This is a genomic window from Desulfovibrio sp. JY (assembly GCA_021730285.1).
Classification (GTDB): domain Bacteria; phylum Desulfobacterota; class Desulfovibrionia; order Desulfovibrionales; family Desulfovibrionaceae; genus Solidesulfovibrio.
In genome coordinates this window covers 3,094,616-3,111,990 of sequence record CP082962.1, presented here as the reverse complement: position 1 = coordinate 3,111,990, position 17,375 = coordinate 3,094,616, and the positions used below count along the sequence as shown (strand labels likewise).

The window sequence follows — 17,375 nt, the reverse complement described above, 5'->3', positions numbered from 1 at the left end:
ATCAATCCTTGGCCACGAACGGCTGGGTCATCCTGGCCGGCACCACGATCCGATCGAACTCCGCCCCGTCCACATAGCCCAGCTCCATGGCCGCCTCGCGAAGCGTCAGGTCGTGCTCCATGGCATGATGGGCGATTTTCGAGGCCTTGTCGTAGCCGATGACCGGGGACAGGGCCGTGACCAGCATGAGCGAACGGCCGACGAACTCGGCGATGCGCCGTGTGTTGGGTTCCATGCCCTCCACCAGGAAGCGGCGGAAGTTGTGCATGCCGTCCGTGAGGATGCGGATTGATTTCATGATGTTGTAGATGATGAGCGGCTTGTAGACGTTCATCTCCAGGATTCCGCCCGCGCCGCCGAAGCCCACGGCCACGTCGGCGGCCATGACTTGGGCGGCGATCATGGTCAAGGCCTCGCACTGGGTCGGGTTGACCTTGCCGGGCATGATCGAGGAGCCCGGCTCGTTGGACGGGATGATGAGCTCGTAAAAGCCGGCCCGGGGACCGCAGGCCAAAAGGCGTATGTCGCAGGCGATCTTGAAAAGCGACACGGCCAGGGTGCGAAGCGTCCCGGAGAGCTGCACCAGGGCGTCATGAGCGCCCTGCACCGTGAACTTGTTGGGCGCCGGGGTAAACGGCAGACCGGTGAGCTCGGCGATGTGGGCGATGGCCGCCTCGGCGAACCCGGGCGCGGCGTTTATGCCCGTGCCCACGGCCGTGCCCCCGAGCGGCAACGCGTAGACGCCGCCAAGGGCCGCCTCCAAACGGGCCACGTCATCGGCCAGCATGCCGACGTAGCCGGAAAACTCCTGGCCAAGGGTCAGCGGCACGGCGTCCTGAAGGTGGGTGCGGCCGATCTTGACGATATTCTTCCAGGCCTCGGCCTTGGCGGCCAGGGCGTCGCGCAGCCCGGTCAGCGAAGGGAGCAGGTCGCGCACCACGCCCATGGCCGCGGCCATGTACATGGCGGTCGGAAAATTGTCGTTGGACGACTGGGACATGTTGACGTGGTCGTTGGGGTGCACCGGCTTTTTGCCGCCAAGGGGCGTGCCGGCCAGCTGGCAGCAGCGGTTGGAGACGACCTCGTTGACGTTCATGTTGAACTGGGTGCCGCTACCGGTCATCCAGACGCGCAGCGGAAACATGTCGTCGTGCCTGTGGTCGAGGATCTCGTCGCACACGGCGCAAATCATGGCCATGGCGTCGCGGGGCAGGCGCTCCTGTTCGGCGTTGGCCAGGGCGGCGGCCTTTTTGAGGATGGCGTAGGAACCGATCATCTCGCGCGGGATGAGGTCGTCGCCGATGCTGAAATGTTCAAGCGACCTCTGGGTCTGCGCGCCCCAGAGCTTGTCCGCCGGGACTTTCACCTCGCCCAGGCTGTCCGTTTCGATGCGCTCGTTCATCCGGCTGTCCTCCTTTGTCAGTCCCGCCCGCCGACCGTTCGACGGCCGCACGGGAATAGGCTCATCCAGCCCGCGTCGCTACGCAGGGGATGCGTGGAATCCTGCCACTGCGGTTACAATAAGGGGCAGACCGCGGCAAGACAAAACCCCGATTTCGTTGCCCTGGGGCGTCACCAAGGCCCTCGGAAAATCAAAGCGCCTGGAACAGAATGCGCGCTCCGACGAAGACCAGGGCCACGGCCAGGCTCTTGATGATCCAGCGGCCTTTCAGGTGATTGGACAGCTGGGCTCCGACCTGGGCCCCGACCATCGCCCCCAGGGCCAGATAGATCGTGCGGTGGACGCCCTGGACGAAAACGCCGGTGAAGACGTGGGTCAGCGTGCCGGCCAGGGCCATGATGGCCAGGATGAAGTGGGATGTGGCCGTGGCCACATGCACGGGGAAGGACAGGATGTAGACCAGGGCGGGCACGTGGATGATGCCGCCGCCGATGCCGAGAAAGCTCGACAGGTAGCCGACGAAGAGGCTGATGATGACGCCCGTGCGCAGCCGGAAGTCGTATTCGTGGACAACGCCGTCATGCTCCACGATGCGCCGGTGGGTAAGCCCGGGCTTCTCCCGGGCGGGACTTGTCGCGCCGTTTCGCCGCACCATGAGAAAAAGCGCCCCGGCGACCAGGATCACCCCGAAAATCACGTCGAAGACGCGGCGCGGCACCCAGTTGCTCGAAAGCGCGCCGATCACCGCCCCGGGCACGGCCGCCATGGCGAATGCCAGCCCGGACTTGTAGTCGATGCGCCCCAGCCGGCCGTAGGCCTGGGCTCCCGAGGCGGCGTTGAAAAAGACCACGGCCAGGGAAATGCTGGTCAGAAGCGACGGGGAGTCGTGCGGATAGAGCAGCAGCAGCACCGGCATGAGCACGAAGCCGCCGCCCGCGCCGATCAGCGTGCCGTACGCGCCGACGCCCAAGCCAAGCAGGATGAAGCCGAAATCATGCAGCAACGCGGGAGACATGCCAAATCCTCCGGCCGGCCCGTGCCATCAGCGTCTTCCCCGCAGCGTATCGAGCAGCGGCCCCAGGGCGGACGGGGCCATGCGCAAAAGCACATTGTCGCGCAGGATGAAGTGATGCTTCATGGCCGCCCCGGCATGGAGCACGAACAGCGCGGCCAAAAGCGTGGCCACCGTGCCGTGCGCGCCTTCGAGGATATCGCGGAGGGTCGCCCCATGGCCAAGGGCCAGCAGCCCGGGCAGTTTCGGCAGGGAGGCCAGGCCGAAAAACTGCGTGTAGCGCGGCGAGAGGCTGTAGATGGACCAGCCGATAAGCGGCTGCGCCAGCAGAAAAACATAAAAAAGGACCTGGACGATCTTGAGCACCTTGCGTTCCCAGGGCCGAAGCGTCGACGGCACGGGCGGCGGAACATGGCCGGCATGCCAGGCAAGCCGCAAAAGCGTCACGACAAAGAGCGTGACGCCAAGGGAGGCGTGCCACATGAAGAGCACACCCCCGGACATGGTCCAGCCGATGGCCAGAAGCGCCAGGACCAGGGCCACGGTGAGCCAATGGATGGTTTTCCAAACCGGGTCGTAGACCGCAGGAACCGTTGTCGTTGCCACATCCGCCTCCCGATCGCTTTTTCCGGACGCGTGTACCGCCCGTCGTTGTGGGGTGGCGCGCCCGACACCTCAATACGTGCTATGCCACCACGGCCGGGGCGTGGCAATGGCTCCCGGCCGCGACATATTCGCCTCGTCCCGCCGGGAAAGGGGCCTGCGCCGCCCTTTACCGCCGCACGGTCGTGCATTATCCTCACCGCAATCATGAAATTTCACGTCACCATCATGGGCTGCCAGATGAACGTCGGCGACGGCGACTGGCTGACCCGGTCGCTTATCAGTCTGGGTTTCACGCCCGCTTCGGAGGAAGAGGCCGAGCTCTTCATCCTTTTCACCTGCTCGGTGCGCGAAAAGCCGGAACAGAAAGTGGCCAGCGAACTCGGCCGCATCGCCGACCGCCACCGGGACAACCCGAACGCCTTCGTGGCGGTCGGCGGCTGCGTGGCCCAGCAGATCGGCCCGGCCCTGTGGCGGCGCTTCCCCATGGTGCGCCTCGTTTTCGGTTCGGACGGCATCGCCGGCGCGCCCCGGGCGCTTGCCCGCCTTGCCGCCGAACCCGGGCTTCGCCTGTCGCTTTTGGATTTCACCGAAACCTATCCCGAGCGCGACCAGTCCTGGCCCGAGGATACGGTGCCGCCCCGGGCGTTTGTCTCCATCATGCAGGGCTGCGACAACTTCTGCGCCTACTGCATCGTGCCCTTCGTGCGCGGCCGCCAGAAATCCCGGGGGCTCCCGGCGGTCGTGGCCGAGTGCGAGGCGCTGGCCGGGCGTGGGGCGCGGGAGATCACGCTCCTTGGCCAGAACGTCAACAGCTACGGCCTCGACAACGCCGGCGACGGCACGTCCTTCGCCCGGTTGCTCGACGCCGTGGCCGCCATACCGGGCATCGCGCGCATCCGCTTCACCACCTCCCACCCCAAGGACTTAAGCGACGACGTCATCGCCCGCTTCGCCGACCTGCCCGAGCTGTGCCCGGCCCTGCATCTGCCGGTGCAGTCCGGCTCCGACGCGGTGCTTAGGCGCATGGGCCGGCGCTACGACCGGGCGGCCTACCTGCTCCTCGTGGACAAGCTGCGCCGCGCCCGGCCGGACATCGCCCTGACCACGGACCTCATCGTGGGCTTTCCCGGTGAAACCGACGACGATTTCCGGCAAACCCTCGATCTGGTGCGTGAGGTTGGGTTTGATAGCGGCTTCTCCTTCATGTACTGTGATAGGCCGGGAACCGTATCCGAGCGCATGGAGCCGAAAATCGCCCAGGAGGTCAAATCGGCCCGTCTGGCCGAGTTGCAGGCCCTGCTCGACGAGCGCCTCACGGCGACCCTGGCCGCGCAGGTCGGACGGACGACCGAGGTCCTCATCGAAGGCGCCAGCCGCCGGGACGGTCCGACCGGCCCCTCCTGGCGAGGACGCGATCCCGGGGGGCGCATCGTCAACATGGCCCTGCCGGGCGTTGCGGATGCCGCCGGAACGATCGTGCGCGCCCGCATCCGTCAAGCCAAAAAGCACTCCCTGATCGGGGAGGCGGAGGCCGACCATGATTGAAATGAAAGTGTTCGGACTGGCCCTTGACGAAGAATCCCAGGTCCCCGTGCTGATCCTCAAGGACATGGAGGAAAAAGCCGTTCTCCCCATCTGGATCGGCGCCATGGAAGCCATGGCCATCTCCCTGGCCCTAAACGACGTGGTGCTGCCGCGCCCCATGACCCACGACCTGCTGCTCAACATGATCGCCAAGCTCGACGGGCACGTGGTGGCCATCCACGTGACCGAGCTCGCCGAAGGCACCTACTACGCCGACATCGAGCTGGAGGTGGAAGGCGGCATCCGCCGCGTGGACAGCCGCCCGTCGGACGCCATCGCCCTGGCCCTGCGAGCCAAGGCCCCCATCCTCGTGGCCGAACCCGTGCTCGAACAGGTGGCGAACGAGGCCAAAAGCGAATCCGTGGTGGCATTTTCCAGCGACGACAGCGACAAGTGGACGGAACTGCTGGAAAAATTCGACCTCGACGACACCAAATACAAAATGTGACGCCATGATTGACCTGCACACCCACACCACCTTCTCCGACGGCGAACTCATTCCCTCGGAACTGGCCCGCCGCGCCGCCAAAGCCGGCTACCGCGCCATGGCCATGACCGACCACGCCGACTTCTCCAACCTGGACCTGATCCTCACCAACATCGGCCGGTTCGTGGCCGAAACCGGGGCCTTTCTCGGCGTCACCGTGCTGTGCGGGGTGGAGATCACCCACGTGCCGCCGCCGCTGATCCCCCACCTGATCGAAATGGCCCGGGAACGCGGGGCGCAGATCGTGGTGGTGCACGGCGAAACCATCGTCGAGCCCGTCGAAACCGGCACCAACCTGGCCGCCATCGAGGCCGGGGTGGACATCCTGGCCCATCCGGGACTCATCACCCCGGAAGAGGCGGAACTGGCCGCCGAACGCGGTGTGGCGCTCGAAATCACCACCCGCAAAGGCCATAGCCTGACCAACGGCCACGTGGCTGCCCTGGCCCGGCGCTTCGGGGCGAAACTCGTCATCGACAACGACGCCCACGCCCCGGACGACCTCGTCTCCCAGGAACGCCGCAAGAAAATCGCCCTCGGCGCGGGACTCAGCCACGAGGAATACCTGCAAGCCGAGGCCAACTCCCGGGACATCGTCTCCCGGATTCTCGGCGCGGGGCGCATGGGCTGATGTCCCATCCCGCGAAAAATCCGCCAAACCTTGCCACGCCCCACCGTTGCGTATAGGCGTGGCAGCATCACCCCTTTCTCAAGGAGCGACCATGCCCAGACTTCTTGGACTCCTCATCGCCGTCCTCATGCTGTCCAGCCTCTCCGGCTGCGGCTACAACCAGATGCAGACCAACGAGGAGGCGGTCAACGCCGCCTGGGGCAACGTGGAATCGGCCCTGCAACGCCGTCTGGACCTCATCCCCAACCTCGTGGCAACGGTCAAAGGCTACGCCAGCCATGAAAAAGACACCCTGACCGCCGTGGTCGACGCCCGGGCCAAGGCCACGCAGGTGAAAATCACGCCCGAAACGCTCAATGACCCCAAGGCCATGGCCGCCTTCCAGCAGGCCCAGGGACAAATGCAGTCCTCCCTGTCGCGCCTTCTGGCCATCGCCGAAAACTACCCGCAGCTCAAGGCCGACCAGAACTTCCGCGACCTTCAAAACCAGCTCGAGGGCACCGAAAACCGCATCAACGTCGCCCGCCAGCGCTACAATCAGGCCGTCGAAATCTACAACGCCTCCATTCGCACCTTCCCCAATTTCATCACCAACTCCCTGATGCTGCACTTAAAGCCCAAGGAATACTTCAAGGCCGACGAGGCCGCCAAACAAGCGCCCAAGGTGAAATTTTAGGGAAGAGAAAGAGGTTAAGATGCCTCCGGCGGCCAGGGGGAAACTTTTTGAAAAAAGTTTCCCCCTGGACCCCCTTCAAAAACTTCTCATGGCAACTTGTACAATCTCAGCGTGTTATGAATTGGGAGGCGCATGCCCGACATAAGTAGCCCAACCAATGTGTTGCCCTGGCAGGGCGCGGCGCGCATGCGGCGTGCTTGCCGCGAAGCGGCATGCGCCGGCGCATCGGCCCGCGCCCCGCGCCCGAGCCCCCCGTCAGGGGGGTCCGGGGGGCCCTCGGCCCCCCGGCGGAGGGGTCCAGGGGAGGCGGCGCCTCCCCTGGCCGCCGGAGGCCTCATCAGCATCATCTTCGCCCTCCTCATCCTTTGCGTCACGACATCGGCGATGGCGTTGGAGGTGCCGAAGCTCACCGGGCGGGTGAACGATTACGCCAAGTTGCTGTCGCCCCAGGCCAAGGCCAGGCTCGACGCCGAGCTGGCCGATTTCGAGCGTTCGGATTCGACCCAGGTGGTGGTGCTGACCATCCCGTCCCTCGAGGGCGAGTCCTTGGAGGAGTATTCCATCAAAGTAGCCGAGGCCTGGGGCATCGGGCAAAAGGGCAAGGACAACGGCGTACTGCTGCTCGTGTCCAAGGGCGACCGCAAGGTGCGCATCGAGGTGGGCTACGGCCTGGAGGGAAAGCTTACCGACGCGCTGTCCGGGCGCATCATCGACTATGCCATTGTGCCGCAATTCAAGACCGGCAATTTCGACGCCGGCATCACGGACGGCGTTTCGGCCATCATGCAGGCCGTGCGCGGCGAGTACAAGGCCCCGCCCTCCCATAAGGGCAAGGGGGGGGACGACAACGCGGTGTTCGGTCTTTTCATTTTGGCCATCATCCTGACGGCCGTATTATCCGGGCTTCCGGCCCCGGCCCGGGCCGGCATCTTCGGCCTGACCATGCCGGGTGTGGGCGCGCTTTTCGGCCTGGGGATCGGCATGCTGGCCTTGCTGTGCGTGGGCGGCATCGCGCTCGGGCTGATCGGGCCGTTTCTGTTCAGCTCCGGCCGGGGCGGCGGCGGCGGTTTCTTCATCGGCGGCGGGGGCGGCGGCTTTGGAAGTGGAGGAGGCGGCGGCTTCTCCGGGGGCGGCGGCGGTTTTGGCGGCGGCGGCTCGTCGGGAAGCTGGTAGGAGGCTCTCATGCGTCATCTGGTGAATGCGTTTTTGCCCGCCGGGGACCGGGAAAAAGTGGTGGCGGCGGTGCGCGCGGCCGAGGGCACGACCTCGGCCGAGATCGTGCCCATGGTGGTCGGGGCCAGCGATTCCTATCCCAAGGCCGAGCTGGCCTGCGGCCTGGCCCTAGGGCTTGTGGGCGGCGTCCTTTGCGCGCTGGTTTTCGGCACGCGCGGCATGTGGCTTTTCCTGCTTTATTTCGGCTTGTTCGCCCTGGCCGGATTCCAGGCCGTCAAACGCCTGCCCTCTCTCAAACGACTTTTCGTTTCCAAGCCGCGCGCCAGCCACGAAACGCTTGTCGCGGCCCAAGCCGCCTTTTACGCCCAGGGCCTTTGCGCCACTGCCGACCGCAACGCCTTGCTCATCTACATTTCCGTTTTCGAACGGCTGGTCTTCGTGCTGCCCGACACGGGCCTGGCCGGTCGGATCGATCCCCGAATCCTCGAGGCGGGGACGGCCGCGCTTTCCGCGGGCATCCGGCAGGGACGCCCCTGCGAGGCGCTGACCGCCGTCATCGGCGATCTGGCCACCGCCCTGGCCGCGCTCTATCCGCCGCGCCCCGGCGACGCCAATACGCTCAAGGACCTTATCCTGCTCTGATCCGCTCCATTCCCGGACTTTTCCTTTTTTCCGGCCAAGGCGTTGCAATCCCTCGCGCCTGTGGCATACTGTCGGCAATTATCACTATGACCGTTTCAAACGGGTCATACGGAGGACGTATGGATCAGTATCACGAGCCCGTTGCCGAACTTTCGCCCCAGGACCGGGATTTCGTCCGGGCGCTCAACAGCGTCAAGGAAGAGCTGGAAGCCATCAACTGGTACCATCAGCGCGTGGCCGCGGCCACCGATCCCCAGATCAAGGCCATCATGGCCCACAACCGCGACGAGGAGATCGAACACGCCGTCATGGGCCTGGAATGGCTGCGCCGCAACATGCCGGCCTGGGACGAGAACATGCGCACCTACTTCTTCACCAGCGGCGACATCACCGCCCTGGAAGGCGCTGCCACCGGCGGTGAAGGTGGCGCTGGCGCACCCGCCGGCAAGGCGACTTCCGGCGGGTCCCTCGGCATCGGCAGCCTGAAAGGAAACCGTTAAGCACCGTTACGGGAGTACGCCATGGATATCTTGAAACGCGATCTCGCCCCCATCACCGCAGCCGCCTGGGACGCCGTGGACAGCCGCGCCCGCCAGACGCTGACCAGCATGCTTTCCGCCCGCCGGGTGGTGGACGTGACCGGTCCGCTCGGCTGGGAATACGCCGCCGTGCCGCTCGGCCGCATCGACTACAGCCATCCCCAGTCCGTCTCCGGCATCACCTACGGCCTGCACCAGGTCAAACCGCTGGTCGAGGTCAAGGTGCCCTTCACCCTGGACATCGCCGAAATCGACAATGCGGCCCGGGGCGGCAAGGACATCGATCTGGCCGGCCTCGACGAAGCGGCGGAAAAACTGGTCCGGTTCGAGGAAGAGGCCCTCTATCACGGCTTCGCCCCGGCCGGCATCAAGGGCCTGTCGGAAGTCTCCAGCCAGTCGCGCATGAGCGTGGGCGACAATCCCGAGGACATCGCCGAAGTCGTCTCCAAGGGGCTTACCGCCCTGCGCAAGACCTCGGTGGAAGGCCCTTACGCCCTGGTGGTCGGCCCCGAGATGTGGGTGGCCCTGTCGGGACACGTGCGCGGCTATCCGCTGTCGCAGTACCTCGAAACCATGCTCGGCGGCGAAGTCATCGTCAGCCCCTTTATCGAGGAAGCCTACCTGCTCTCGACCCGGGGCGGCGACCTGGAGATGACCCTCGGCGGCGACATCGCCATCGGCTATTCCTCCCACGACACGGAAAAGGTGGCGCTCTTCTTCCTGGAATCATTCACTTTCCAGGTGCTCGACCCCACCGTGGTGGTGCGGCTGGACCGGAACAAATAACACGCCCGCTTTTGCCTGACGGCAAGAAGCCCCGTCGCCGTTTTCGGCCGTGTCTTCACGGATACGGCCGGAAACGGCCCCGCCCCTTCCCCGACCCTCCGGCTCCCCGCCGGACCGCCCCGCACCATCGCCGCCAAGCCCGTCCGGGCCATAGCGCAGGCCTTCATGACACTTTTTCGTAACAATCCGCCATGATGCGACCCCCCAAATATCTTTCCAACAGCCTGATATTTCGCCACAAAATTGGAAGTGCCTTTCTTTTCCATACTGTCACGCTTTTATTGTTTTCGTGTTTCAATAAGTTTAATATGCTGTTTTATTTAATGTTAAAAATAACACTACTTACACGAAAAAAATAATTTGCGTGTGAGTTAGAAATGCCTTATCTCTTTTCCCACGAGGACAAAGTTTTTCGGCAGGAAGGCATCAGGCACTCGCCCCTCCCCGCAACACCATAAAAACAAGGAGAACCTCCATGAAAGTCAGCGCCCGCAATCTGATCCCCGGCACCGTCAAGAAGGTTTCCATCGGCATGGTCAACGCCGAGGTCGTCATCGAAGCCGCTCCCGGCGTCGAGATCGTTTCCGTGATCACCAAGGAATCCGCCGAAGGCCTGGGCCTCAAGGCCGGTTCCAAGGTCAAGGCCATGGTCAAGGCCACCAGCGTCATGGTCGTCACCGACTAGTTTCGCCGCAAACAACCGACCAAAAACTCAAGGAGAAATACCATGAAAGTCAGCGCTCGCAATCTGATCCCCGGCACCGTCAAGAAGGTTTCCATCGGCATGGTCAACGCCGAGGTCGTCATCGAAGCCGCCCCCGGCGTCGAGATCGTTTCCGTGATCACCAAGGAATCCGCCGAAGGCCTGGGCCTCAAGGCCGGCGCCAAGGTCAAGGCCATGGTCAAGGCCACCAGCGTCATGATCGTGACCGACTAACAGCATTATCGCGCCAGCCAAAAGCCCGGCCGCCTCTCGCGAGGCGACCGGGCTTTTTTTATGGGGAGAGGAGGAGGAGAAGGAACCGGGGGAGGGAACCCTTTTTTGCAAAAAAGGGTTCCCTCCCCCGGACCCCCACCCTCCCCAAAAATTCTTAACGGGGTCGAAGAGCGCTCACTCTTCCAAGGCTTCCGAGAGTCTTCTTCCATATCCATTCGCCCCGCAGGGGCGACGGCGTGGTGGCGGCGGAATTTGCCTGGGACGAGCTTGTCGCGAAGCGACATGCACCGTCCCGACAAATTCCGCCGCCATCTTCTCCACTCTCCGCCTTGCCGGCAACCATCCCCGCCTCCACCCGACCAAAGCACACCGGACGGGGGGCACGGGGGGCGCGCTCGCCCCCCGGCGGAATGCAGAGGCAGAGCCTCTGCCGGGGCCTGGGGCAGGGCCCCAGCCGCCAGCCCGTCAGCCCGCCAGCCAGCAGAACGCCTAACGCCTAGCGTTGCTCCATGGCGTCGAGCAGCCAGTTGGCTCCCGGCGAGGCGTTGTCGCGGACGAAGCGCCAGTGGTCGAAGCGGTCGGTGTTGTGGGGGGCGTCCTTCTCGTGGATGAGCACTTTGTAATCCACGACCATGACGGTTTGGGAGCCTTCCTCGCGGTGTTCGGCCAGGGTCGCCTCGACGAGCAGGATGTCCGGCGCGGGCGGCGGCGACAGGGGCAGGCTGTTTTTGAGGTTGGCCAGAAACCCGGGCGTGGTGAAATTAGCCAGATCGTCGAAATCGCGTTTGGCGATGGCGGGGAGAATGCGGCCGTAGGCCATTTTTGCTCCGGCCAGGAATTCCTCGTCCGGCGTCGCGTCTGCGGGGGGTTGGCCGGCGGGCTGGGCCGCGGTCTTGGCCGATGGCGTCGAGCGCAGGGCATCCCAGGTGGCCTGGGCATTGGTGTACATGTCGCGTTTTGCCCGTTGCGGGGGAGCCGGCGGCGGCGTGGCGTCGTAGGGTTCGGCGGGACCGGAGCGGTCGTAGGGCGGCTGCGACTGGCCTTGGCCGGAACGGCGCGAACGGCCGAGCAGCAGGCGCAGAAGCAGGAAGATGACCAATCCGATCACGAGCAGGTCGAGGACGCGTGGCCCGGTGAACTCGTCGCCGCGCAAAACGCTGCCGAGCACGCCCCCGGTCAGCGGGTCGGCCAGGGCCACGCCGGGCGCGGCGGCAACAAAACCGAGGCAGCCGGCCCCGACCAGGGCGGCACGGCCGCGCCAGCGCCAGAAGCGGCCAAGGGGAAATGCGATACGAGGGTGCTTCTCCATACTGTTTTTTTGTCAAAGCCGCCCGGCCAAGTCAATGCGCAAGACTTGACGCCCTGTAAAAATTCCTGACACCCCCCTTCCCCCGAAAATGGAGCAACCGGTCGGTACGATATGAAATACATGAGCATTCACGCTTTGCATGTTGGCATGTCCTTTGCGTGATGCTTGTGGCGGGGCCATGTCGTCCCGCGGGTTTTCATGACTTTTGCGACAACATGGCAGAGCGCGTGTGGGCAAGGCGATACGGGATGCGGTCCATATAGAGATGGACCGGAGGGGGTTGCAATGGGTATCCGGCGGAAATTGTTCCTCTTGATAGGCGTATGTGCGCTGGGTTTTCTCTGCTCGGTCGCCGCGGACCGGACCGGCAAGTATTATGCCGCCAAATACCGCAACCTCGAGGGACTGGCGGCGGATGCCTATACCGAACTGTTGCAGGCCCGACGGGAAGAGAAGAACTTCCTGCTGCACCTGGACCCGAAGTATGTCGCGCCGACCCTGGCCCATGCCGACAAGGTCAGGGAGGACATCACGCTGCTGTCGGGCCTGGATGCGGCCATGGCGCAGGAGGTCCGGGGAGCGTTGACGGAACTGGCCGCTTACCGCAAGGGCTTCGAGGATCTTGTCGCCACCCAGCGCAGCAAGGGATTCGATGAAAACCAGGGGCTGATGCGCAATTTCGTGTACGCCGCCAGGGACCTGGATACGAAGTTCAAGCCGGTGACGGACAAGGATTTCCAGATCGTTTTGCTCAGCATCCGCCGCCATGAGAAAAACTGGCAGTTACGTGACGCGGAGACCTACGTGGGCAAGGTGGACGCGGCGGTGAAGCAACTCGGAACCATGGTCGCCGGCAACCCGGACCTGACCCCGGAGCAGAAAAAGAGTTTCACCACGGTCCTCGACACCTACCAGCGCAGTTTCAAGGATTACGTCGCGGCCAGCGCCAAGGCCAAGAATATCGCCGCCGCCATGGTGCAAAACGGCCGGGATCTCATGCCCCATTTCGAAAAGATCGAGCGCTTCTACGCCGCCCGCCGAGGCGAGGTCCAGACGATCGTGGACTGGTCCATGCTGGCCGTCCAGGGATCGCTTGGGGTCGTCGTGCTGTTCGTGATCCTGTGGATCATTCGCGGCATCACCGGCTCACTTTCGGCGCTCGGGGCCTATTCCAGACAGGTGGCTTCCGGCGACCTGGACGCCCGGCCCAAGGGCCACTTCGAACGCGAATGCGCGGTGCTGCGCGACGACATCACCGCCATGGTGGCCAACCTCAAGGAAAAGATGCGTCAGGTGGCCGAGAAGCAGGCCGAGGCCAGCCGGCAGGCCCGGGCCGCCGAGGAAGCCATGCTCGAAACCAAGCGCAAGGAAGAGGAACTGGCCGCCACGCTTTCCCGGATGCAGGCCGTGGCCGATGAAGCGGGCAATATCTCGCGCCGCCTGTCCACCGCCGCCAAGGACCTCTCCGCCCAGACCGAACAGTCGGCTTCCGGCGTGGAGCTGCAACGCCGCCGCGTGGACGAGACCGCAACCGCCGTCAGCCAGATGAACGCCACCGTCCTCGAAATCGCCTCGAACGCCGGCGCCGCCGCGCAAACCGCCGAGGAAACCCGCGACAACGCCACCACGGGCGCGGACGTGGTCAAGCAGGCCGGACAGTCCATGGCCAAGGTCAACGACATCGCCATGGAGCTCAAGGCCGACATGGGGAGCCTCGGCCAGGAAGCCCAGTCCATCGGCGAGGTCGTCGGCGTGATCAACGACATTGCCGACCAGACGAACCTGCTGGCCCTAAACGCCGCCATCGAGGCCGCCAGGGCCGGCGAGGCCGGACGGGGATTCGCGGTCGTGGCCGACGAGGTCAGAAAGCTGGCCGAGAAGACCATGGTGGCGACAAAGGAAGTGGAATCGCGCATCCGGGCCATTCAGGAAGCCGCCGGGCGCAACATCAAGAGCATGGACCAGGCCGTTTCCGCCGTGGCCGACGCCAACGCCCTGGCCGGACACTCCGGCGAAGCCATCCTCGCCATCGTGGGCCATGCCGACGCCACGACCGGTCAGGTCCAGTCCATCGCCACGGCGGCCGAGGAGCAGTCCGCCGCCTCGGAGCAGATCAGCCGGGCCATAACCGAGATCAACCAGGTGGCCGACGACAATGTGGCCGGCGTCGAGGCCACGGCCAAGGCCGCCCATTCCCTGGCCGCCATGGCCGACGAGCTCAAGGCGCTCATTGCCCGGCTGCGCGGCGATCAGGCCGCGCTTCCCGGCCCCCGCGCCCTGGCCGCCTGACCGCGCAGCCCCAAACGGCCTGCCGGTGCCTTGGAAACCCCGTGGAAGCGCCCGATCCCGGCCGCGGTGACGGAAAACGTTGCCACGGCCGGCCGGCGTCGGTAAGACCCTAACCGGCATCGACGTCGATACGGCGGGTCGCAACCATGGCCTTACCCCCGGCACCGGCGGACGCCGAGAAGACAAACACCCATGACCGACGCCAAAACCGCCTTCGGACTCGCCGCGCTCTCCCGCCTGGGCCTACGCGCCCGGGTCTATCTGCTGCTCGGAAGCCTGCTTGCGGTCAACATGACCGGCCCGGTCATCATGATCTGGTACGCGGCCATGGCCCGGGACCTCTACACGGCCACGGCCGACAAGGACCTGGCCGCCCTGACCGCCGCCCACGAGCTGGAAAACGCCCTGCTCAACCAGAAGGGCTACGCCACCTACTATTATTTGAGCCATGACGCCTCCTGGCTCGGCAAACTCGACGAAAGCCGGCGCAACTTCAGCCAGTGGCTGGAGCGCATCCGCCAGCAGGTGGACGCGCCCGAGGCAATCCAGCTGCTCGACGCCATCACCCGGGCGTACAAGAAATACGCCGACGCCAAGGACAACGTCATCGACCTCTACCAGCAGGGACGCATCGAGGCGGCCAAGGACCAGCACTGGGAGGTGCGCGACGAGTTCGACGACCTGCGCGACCTGTGCGAGCGGTTCAAGGACTTCTTCCGCAACCGCATGCGCCGCACCGGCCGCATCTATCTGGAACGGACCGACATGGTCATGGGCGTGGCCGTCATCGGCGTGGCGATAAACGCCAGCCTGGGCTTTTTCCTGGCCTACGTCCTGGTCAGCCAGATCCTCGACCCCATCCGCCGGCTGGCCCGGGGCGAACGGAGCAAGGAGGCGCTCGCCGGCGTGTCCAACGAGGTCAAGGCCATTGGCCAGAAGTTCCGCGACCTGGAAAAGGACGTGGACCAGGCCCATCTGGACCTGGAGCAAAGCCGGGGGCACCTCATGCAGTCCGAAAAGCTGGCCATGGCCGGACGGCTCGCCGCCGGCGTGGCGCATACCATCCGCAATCCGCTGACCTCGGTCAAAATGCGGCTGTTCTCCCTGGAGCGCGGGCTCAAGCTCGACCCGACCCAGAAGGAGGATTTCGAGGTCATCGCCGAGGAGATCGGCCATATCGACACCATCGTGCGCAACTTCCTGGAGTTCGCCCGGCCGCCCAAGCTCACCGCCCAGCCCGTCAGCCTCTCCGACGTGGTCGACACGACGCTGACCCTGCTCAAGCACCGCCTGGAATCCTACAACGTCACCGTCACCCTGGACCGGGTCCGCCCCCTGCCCCCGATCAACGCCGATCCCGACCAGCTCAAGGAAGCCCTCGTCAACCTCGTGCTCAACGCCTGCGAAGCCATGATCGAAGGCGGCGAGATTCACATCCGCGAGGAGGTGGGCGTGCTCGACTCCTACGGCCATATCCTGGCCGTGCGCATCTCGGACAGCGGGCCAGGCATCCCGCAAGCGCTCATCGAGAACATCTTCCAGCCGTTTTTCACCACCAAGGGCGAGGGGTCGGGCCTGGGGCTGCCCATCGTCAAGCGCATCGTCGAGGAGCACGGCGGCTGGATCACGGTCCAGTCCCCGGAGAGCAAGGGGGCCACGTTCACCATGGTCTTTCCGTACGAAGGGGCAGGCGAATGGAACAGATCCTGATCGTCGACGACGATCATCAGCTGCGGATGAGCTTCGAACGGCTGCTGGCCGCCGAGGGCTTCGAGGTGCGCACCGCCTCCTCGGGCGAGGCCGGCATCACGGCCGTACGCGAGGCCGCGCCCGACGTCGTGATCATGGACGTGCGCATGCCCGGCATCTCCGGGCTCGAGGCCTACGCCGCCATGCGCGAGATCGAGCCCAGGCTCCCGGTCATCATCATGACCGCCTACGGCACCACGGACATCGCCATCGAGGCCACCAAGCTGGGGGCCTTCGACTATATATTGAAGCCCTTCGACATCCCGGACATCCTGAAGCTCATCAACAAGGCCATCGCCGCCGGCCGGTCCATGCGCAGCCGCGTGGCCGTCGGCGAGGAAGGCGAGCAGGCCCTGGCCGCCGACGCCATCATCGGCCGCAGCCCGGCCATGCAGGAGCTTTACAAGGCCATCGGCCGCGCCGCGCCCACGGACGCCACGGTGCTCATCCGCGGCGAATCCGGCACCGGCAAGGAGCTGGTGGCCCGGGCCGTCTACCAGCACTCGCTACGGGCCGACAAACCCTTCCTGGTCATCAACTGCGTGGCCATCCCCGAAACCCTTCTGGAATCCGAGCTGTTCGGCTACGAAAAAGGCGCCTTCACCGGGGCCACCGGCCGCAAGGTGGGCAAGATCGAGCAGGCCAACCACGGTACGGTCTTCCTCGACGAGATCGGCGACATGCCGCTGGCCATCCAGGCCAAGATCCTGCGCCTGCTCCAGGAGCAAAACGTGGAGCGGCTCGGCGGACGGCAGGTCATCCCGGTGGACGTGCGCATCATCGCCGCCACCAACCGCGACCTGGAAGAGGCCGTGCGCCAGGGGCAGTTCCGCGAGGACCTCTACTACCGGCTCAAGGTCGTCAGCCTCACCCTGCCGCCGCTTCGCGAACGCCCCAGCGACATCGCGCTTCTGGTGCGCTATTTCATGGCCCGCTACGCCAAGGAGATGGGCCATCCCGATCCCGGCGTGTCCGAGGCGGCCATGGCGCTTCTCACCGCCAATCCCTGGCCGGGCAATGTGCGCGAACTTGGCAACACGGTCAAAAAGGCGCTCATCTTCAACCGGGGAGCAACCCTTGGCCCGGAGGAAATCCAGAAGGCCTCGGGCGAACCGCTGCGAAACGGCGACCTCGCCGCCCAGGCCACGGGCGACGCCCTGGCGGATTTCATCCGCCGGCAACTCGCCTCCGGCCGGGAAAGCCTGTTCGAGGAGCTCATGGACCACTTCGGCCAGCTCGTCATCCGCGAGGCCCTCGAAGCCACGGGCGGCAACCGCACCCAGGCCGCCAGGCTCCTCGGCCTGTCCCGACCGACCTTGATCGCCAAGATCGAAAAGTACGGCCTGCGCATCGAATCCCGCGTGCGCGACAGCCGCTCCTGATCCCGTTCCCTTTTACAAGCCGTAAAAATAGCTGACAGCCCGGATGTCGCAACGCTTGCGGCGTTGATCGGCTGTTTTTGAAAAATCGTTTTATTACAACGAACTAGCTCTTCCCCAGATTCCCCTCTCCCTGGCACGGGAGTTGCGATGTCCTGACAAAACCTTGTCAGG

At 64.9% G+C, this 17,375-nt stretch carries 17 protein-coding genes; 13 read left to right on the top strand and 4 right to left on the bottom strand.

From position 1 onward, the window contains the following. Window position 1: 1 nt before the first annotated feature. The 3 genes from K9F62_13875 to K9F62_13865 form a co-directional block, all read right to left on the bottom strand. Window positions 2-1,402: a class II fumarate hydratase gene (locus tag K9F62_13875; protein UJX39800.1), complete on the bottom strand. Its 1,401-nt coding sequence runs from the start codon at window positions 1,400-1,402 to the stop codon at window positions 2-4. A gap of 190 nt (window positions 1,403-1,592) precedes the next feature. Then, entirely contained in the window at window positions 1,593-2,417 is an 825-nt protein-coding gene (locus K9F62_13870) for a sulfite exporter TauE/SafE family protein (GenBank protein UJX39799.1), read from the bottom strand. A 27-nt stretch (window positions 2,418-2,444) separates the two neighbouring features. Further along, entirely contained in the window at window positions 2,445-3,020 is a 576-nt protein-coding gene (locus K9F62_13865) for a cytochrome b/b6 domain-containing protein (protein ID UJX39798.1), read from the bottom strand. 204 nt (window positions 3,021-3,224) lie between these two features. On the opposite strand from K9F62_13865, the gene miaB reads away from it, so the two are divergent. The 10 genes from miaB to K9F62_13815 all read left to right on the top strand — a co-directional run bounded on the left by miaB (window position 3,225) and on the right by K9F62_13815 (window position 10,475). Further along, window positions 3,225-4,565, top strand: coding sequence for a tRNA (N6-isopentenyl adenosine(37)-C2)-methylthiotransferase MiaB (gene miaB / locus K9F62_13860; protein UJX39797.1), 1,341 nt, complete (start codon window positions 3,225-3,227; stop codon window positions 4,563-4,565). Beyond that, window positions 4,558-5,052, top strand: a complete 495-nt coding sequence (locus K9F62_13855) for a bifunctional nuclease family protein (protein ID UJX39796.1) — start codon at window positions 4,558-4,560, stop codon at window positions 5,050-5,052. Before miaB ends, K9F62_13855 begins: the two co-directional genes overlap by 8 nt. Before the next feature lie 4 nt (window positions 5,053-5,056). After that, window positions 5,057-5,722, top strand: a complete 666-nt coding sequence (locus K9F62_13850; GenBank protein UJX39795.1) for a histidinol phosphate phosphatase domain-containing protein — start codon at window positions 5,057-5,059, stop codon at window positions 5,720-5,722. A 91-nt stretch (window positions 5,723-5,813) separates the two neighbouring features. After that, window positions 5,814-6,398: a LemA family protein gene (locus tag K9F62_13845; protein UJX39794.1), complete on the top strand. Its 585-nt coding sequence runs from the start codon at window positions 5,814-5,816 to the stop codon at window positions 6,396-6,398. 132 nt (window positions 6,399-6,530) lie between these two features. Beyond that, entirely contained in the window at window positions 6,531-7,571 is a 1,041-nt protein-coding gene (locus tag K9F62_13840) for a TPM domain-containing protein (GenBank protein ID UJX39793.1), read from the top strand. Window positions 7,572-7,580: 9 nt separating this feature from the next. After that, on the top strand, window positions 7,581-8,213 hold the full coding sequence (locus K9F62_13835) for a hypothetical protein (protein UJX39792.1): 633 nt from the start codon (window positions 7,581-7,583) through the stop codon (window positions 8,211-8,213). Between the two features lie 119 nt (window positions 8,214-8,332). Then, window positions 8,333-8,713, top strand: coding sequence for a ferritin-like domain-containing protein (locus K9F62_13830; GenBank protein ID UJX39791.1), 381 nt, complete (start codon window positions 8,333-8,335; stop codon window positions 8,711-8,713). Between the two features lie 21 nt (window positions 8,714-8,734). Next, window positions 8,735-9,538, top strand: a complete 804-nt coding sequence (locus K9F62_13825; GenBank protein ID UJX39790.1) for a bacteriocin family protein — start codon at window positions 8,735-8,737, stop codon at window positions 9,536-9,538. A 475-nt stretch (window positions 9,539-10,013) separates the two neighbouring features. Continuing rightward, entirely contained in the window at window positions 10,014-10,223 is a 210-nt protein-coding gene (locus K9F62_13820) for a TOBE domain-containing protein (protein ID UJX39789.1), read from the top strand. 42 nt (window positions 10,224-10,265) lie between these two features. Continuing rightward, a complete protein-coding gene (locus K9F62_13815; protein UJX39788.1) occupies window positions 10,266-10,475 on the top strand; it encodes a TOBE domain-containing protein in 210 nt (69 codons plus the stop codon). A 496-nt stretch (window positions 10,476-10,971) separates the two neighbouring features. Here K9F62_13815 and K9F62_13810 read toward each other — a convergent pair whose 3' ends face one another. Next, the gene (locus K9F62_13810) at window positions 10,972-11,784 is read right to left on the bottom strand and encodes a hypothetical protein (protein ID UJX39787.1); all 813 of its coding nucleotides are present in this window, start codon (window positions 11,782-11,784) and stop codon (window positions 10,972-10,974) included. A gap of 285 nt (window positions 11,785-12,069) precedes the next feature. Between K9F62_13810 and K9F62_13805 the strand changes: the two genes are divergently transcribed. The 3 genes from K9F62_13805 to K9F62_13795 all read left to right on the top strand — a co-directional run bounded on the left by K9F62_13805 (window position 12,070) and on the right by K9F62_13795 (window position 17,204). Continuing rightward, window positions 12,070-14,073 (top strand): methyl-accepting chemotaxis protein, encoded by a 2,004-nt coding sequence (locus K9F62_13805; protein ID UJX39786.1) that lies wholly within the window; start codon window positions 12,070-12,072, stop codon window positions 14,071-14,073. 192 nt (window positions 14,074-14,265) lie between these two features. Then, window positions 14,266-15,783: a CHASE3 domain-containing protein gene (locus tag K9F62_13800; GenBank protein UJX39785.1), complete on the top strand. Its 1,518-nt coding sequence runs from the start codon at window positions 14,266-14,268 to the stop codon at window positions 15,781-15,783. Next, window positions 15,768-17,204, top strand: coding sequence for a sigma-54 dependent transcriptional regulator (locus tag K9F62_13795; protein UJX39784.1), 1,437 nt, complete (start codon window positions 15,768-15,770; stop codon window positions 17,202-17,204). The genes K9F62_13800 and K9F62_13795 overlap by 16 nt, the downstream gene beginning before the upstream one ends. The last annotated feature ends 171 nt before the right edge of the window (window positions 17,205-17,375 follow it).

What these genes read in the sequence shown, in the direction of transcription:
- K9F62_13875 (UJX39800.1), bottom strand. Translation starts at nt 1,402, where the DNA reads ATGAACGAGCGCATCGAAACGGACAGCCTGGGCGAGGTGAAAGTCCCG.
- K9F62_13870 (UJX39799.1), bottom strand. Translation starts at nt 2,417, where the DNA reads ATGTCTCCCGCGTTGCTGCATGATTTCGGCTTCATCCTGCTTGGCTTG.
- miaB (UJX39797.1), top strand. Translation starts at nt 3,225, where the DNA reads ATGAAATTTCACGTCACCATCATGGGCTGCCAGATGAACGTCGGCGAC.
- K9F62_13855 (UJX39796.1), top strand. Translation starts at nt 4,558, where the DNA reads ATGATTGAAATGAAAGTGTTCGGACTGGCCCTTGACGAAGAATCCCAG.
- K9F62_13850 (UJX39795.1), top strand. Translation starts at nt 5,057, where the DNA reads ATGATTGACCTGCACACCCACACCACCTTCTCCGACGGCGAACTCATT.
- K9F62_13845 (UJX39794.1), top strand. Translation starts at nt 5,814, where the DNA reads ATGCCCAGACTTCTTGGACTCCTCATCGCCGTCCTCATGCTGTCCAGC.
- K9F62_13840 (UJX39793.1), top strand. Translation starts at nt 6,531, where the DNA reads ATGCCCGACATAAGTAGCCCAACCAATGTGTTGCCCTGGCAGGGCGCG.
- K9F62_13835 (UJX39792.1), top strand. Translation starts at nt 7,581, where the DNA reads ATGCGTCATCTGGTGAATGCGTTTTTGCCCGCCGGGGACCGGGAAAAA.
- K9F62_13830 (UJX39791.1), top strand. Translation starts at nt 8,333, where the DNA reads ATGGATCAGTATCACGAGCCCGTTGCCGAACTTTCGCCCCAGGACCGG.
- K9F62_13825 (UJX39790.1), top strand. Translation starts at nt 8,735, where the DNA reads ATGGATATCTTGAAACGCGATCTCGCCCCCATCACCGCAGCCGCCTGG.
- K9F62_13820 (UJX39789.1), top strand. Translation starts at nt 10,014, where the DNA reads ATGAAAGTCAGCGCCCGCAATCTGATCCCCGGCACCGTCAAGAAGGTT.
- K9F62_13815 (UJX39788.1), top strand. Translation starts at nt 10,266, where the DNA reads ATGAAAGTCAGCGCTCGCAATCTGATCCCCGGCACCGTCAAGAAGGTT.
- K9F62_13810 (UJX39787.1), bottom strand. Translation starts at nt 11,784, where the DNA reads ATGGAGAAGCACCCTCGTATCGCATTTCCCCTTGGCCGCTTCTGGCGC.
- K9F62_13805 (UJX39786.1), top strand. Translation starts at nt 12,070, where the DNA reads ATGGGTATCCGGCGGAAATTGTTCCTCTTGATAGGCGTATGTGCGCTG.
- K9F62_13800 (UJX39785.1), top strand. Translation starts at nt 14,266, where the DNA reads ATGACCGACGCCAAAACCGCCTTCGGACTCGCCGCGCTCTCCCGCCTG.
- K9F62_13795 (UJX39784.1), top strand. Translation starts at nt 15,768, where the DNA reads ATGGAACAGATCCTGATCGTCGACGACGATCATCAGCTGCGGATGAGC.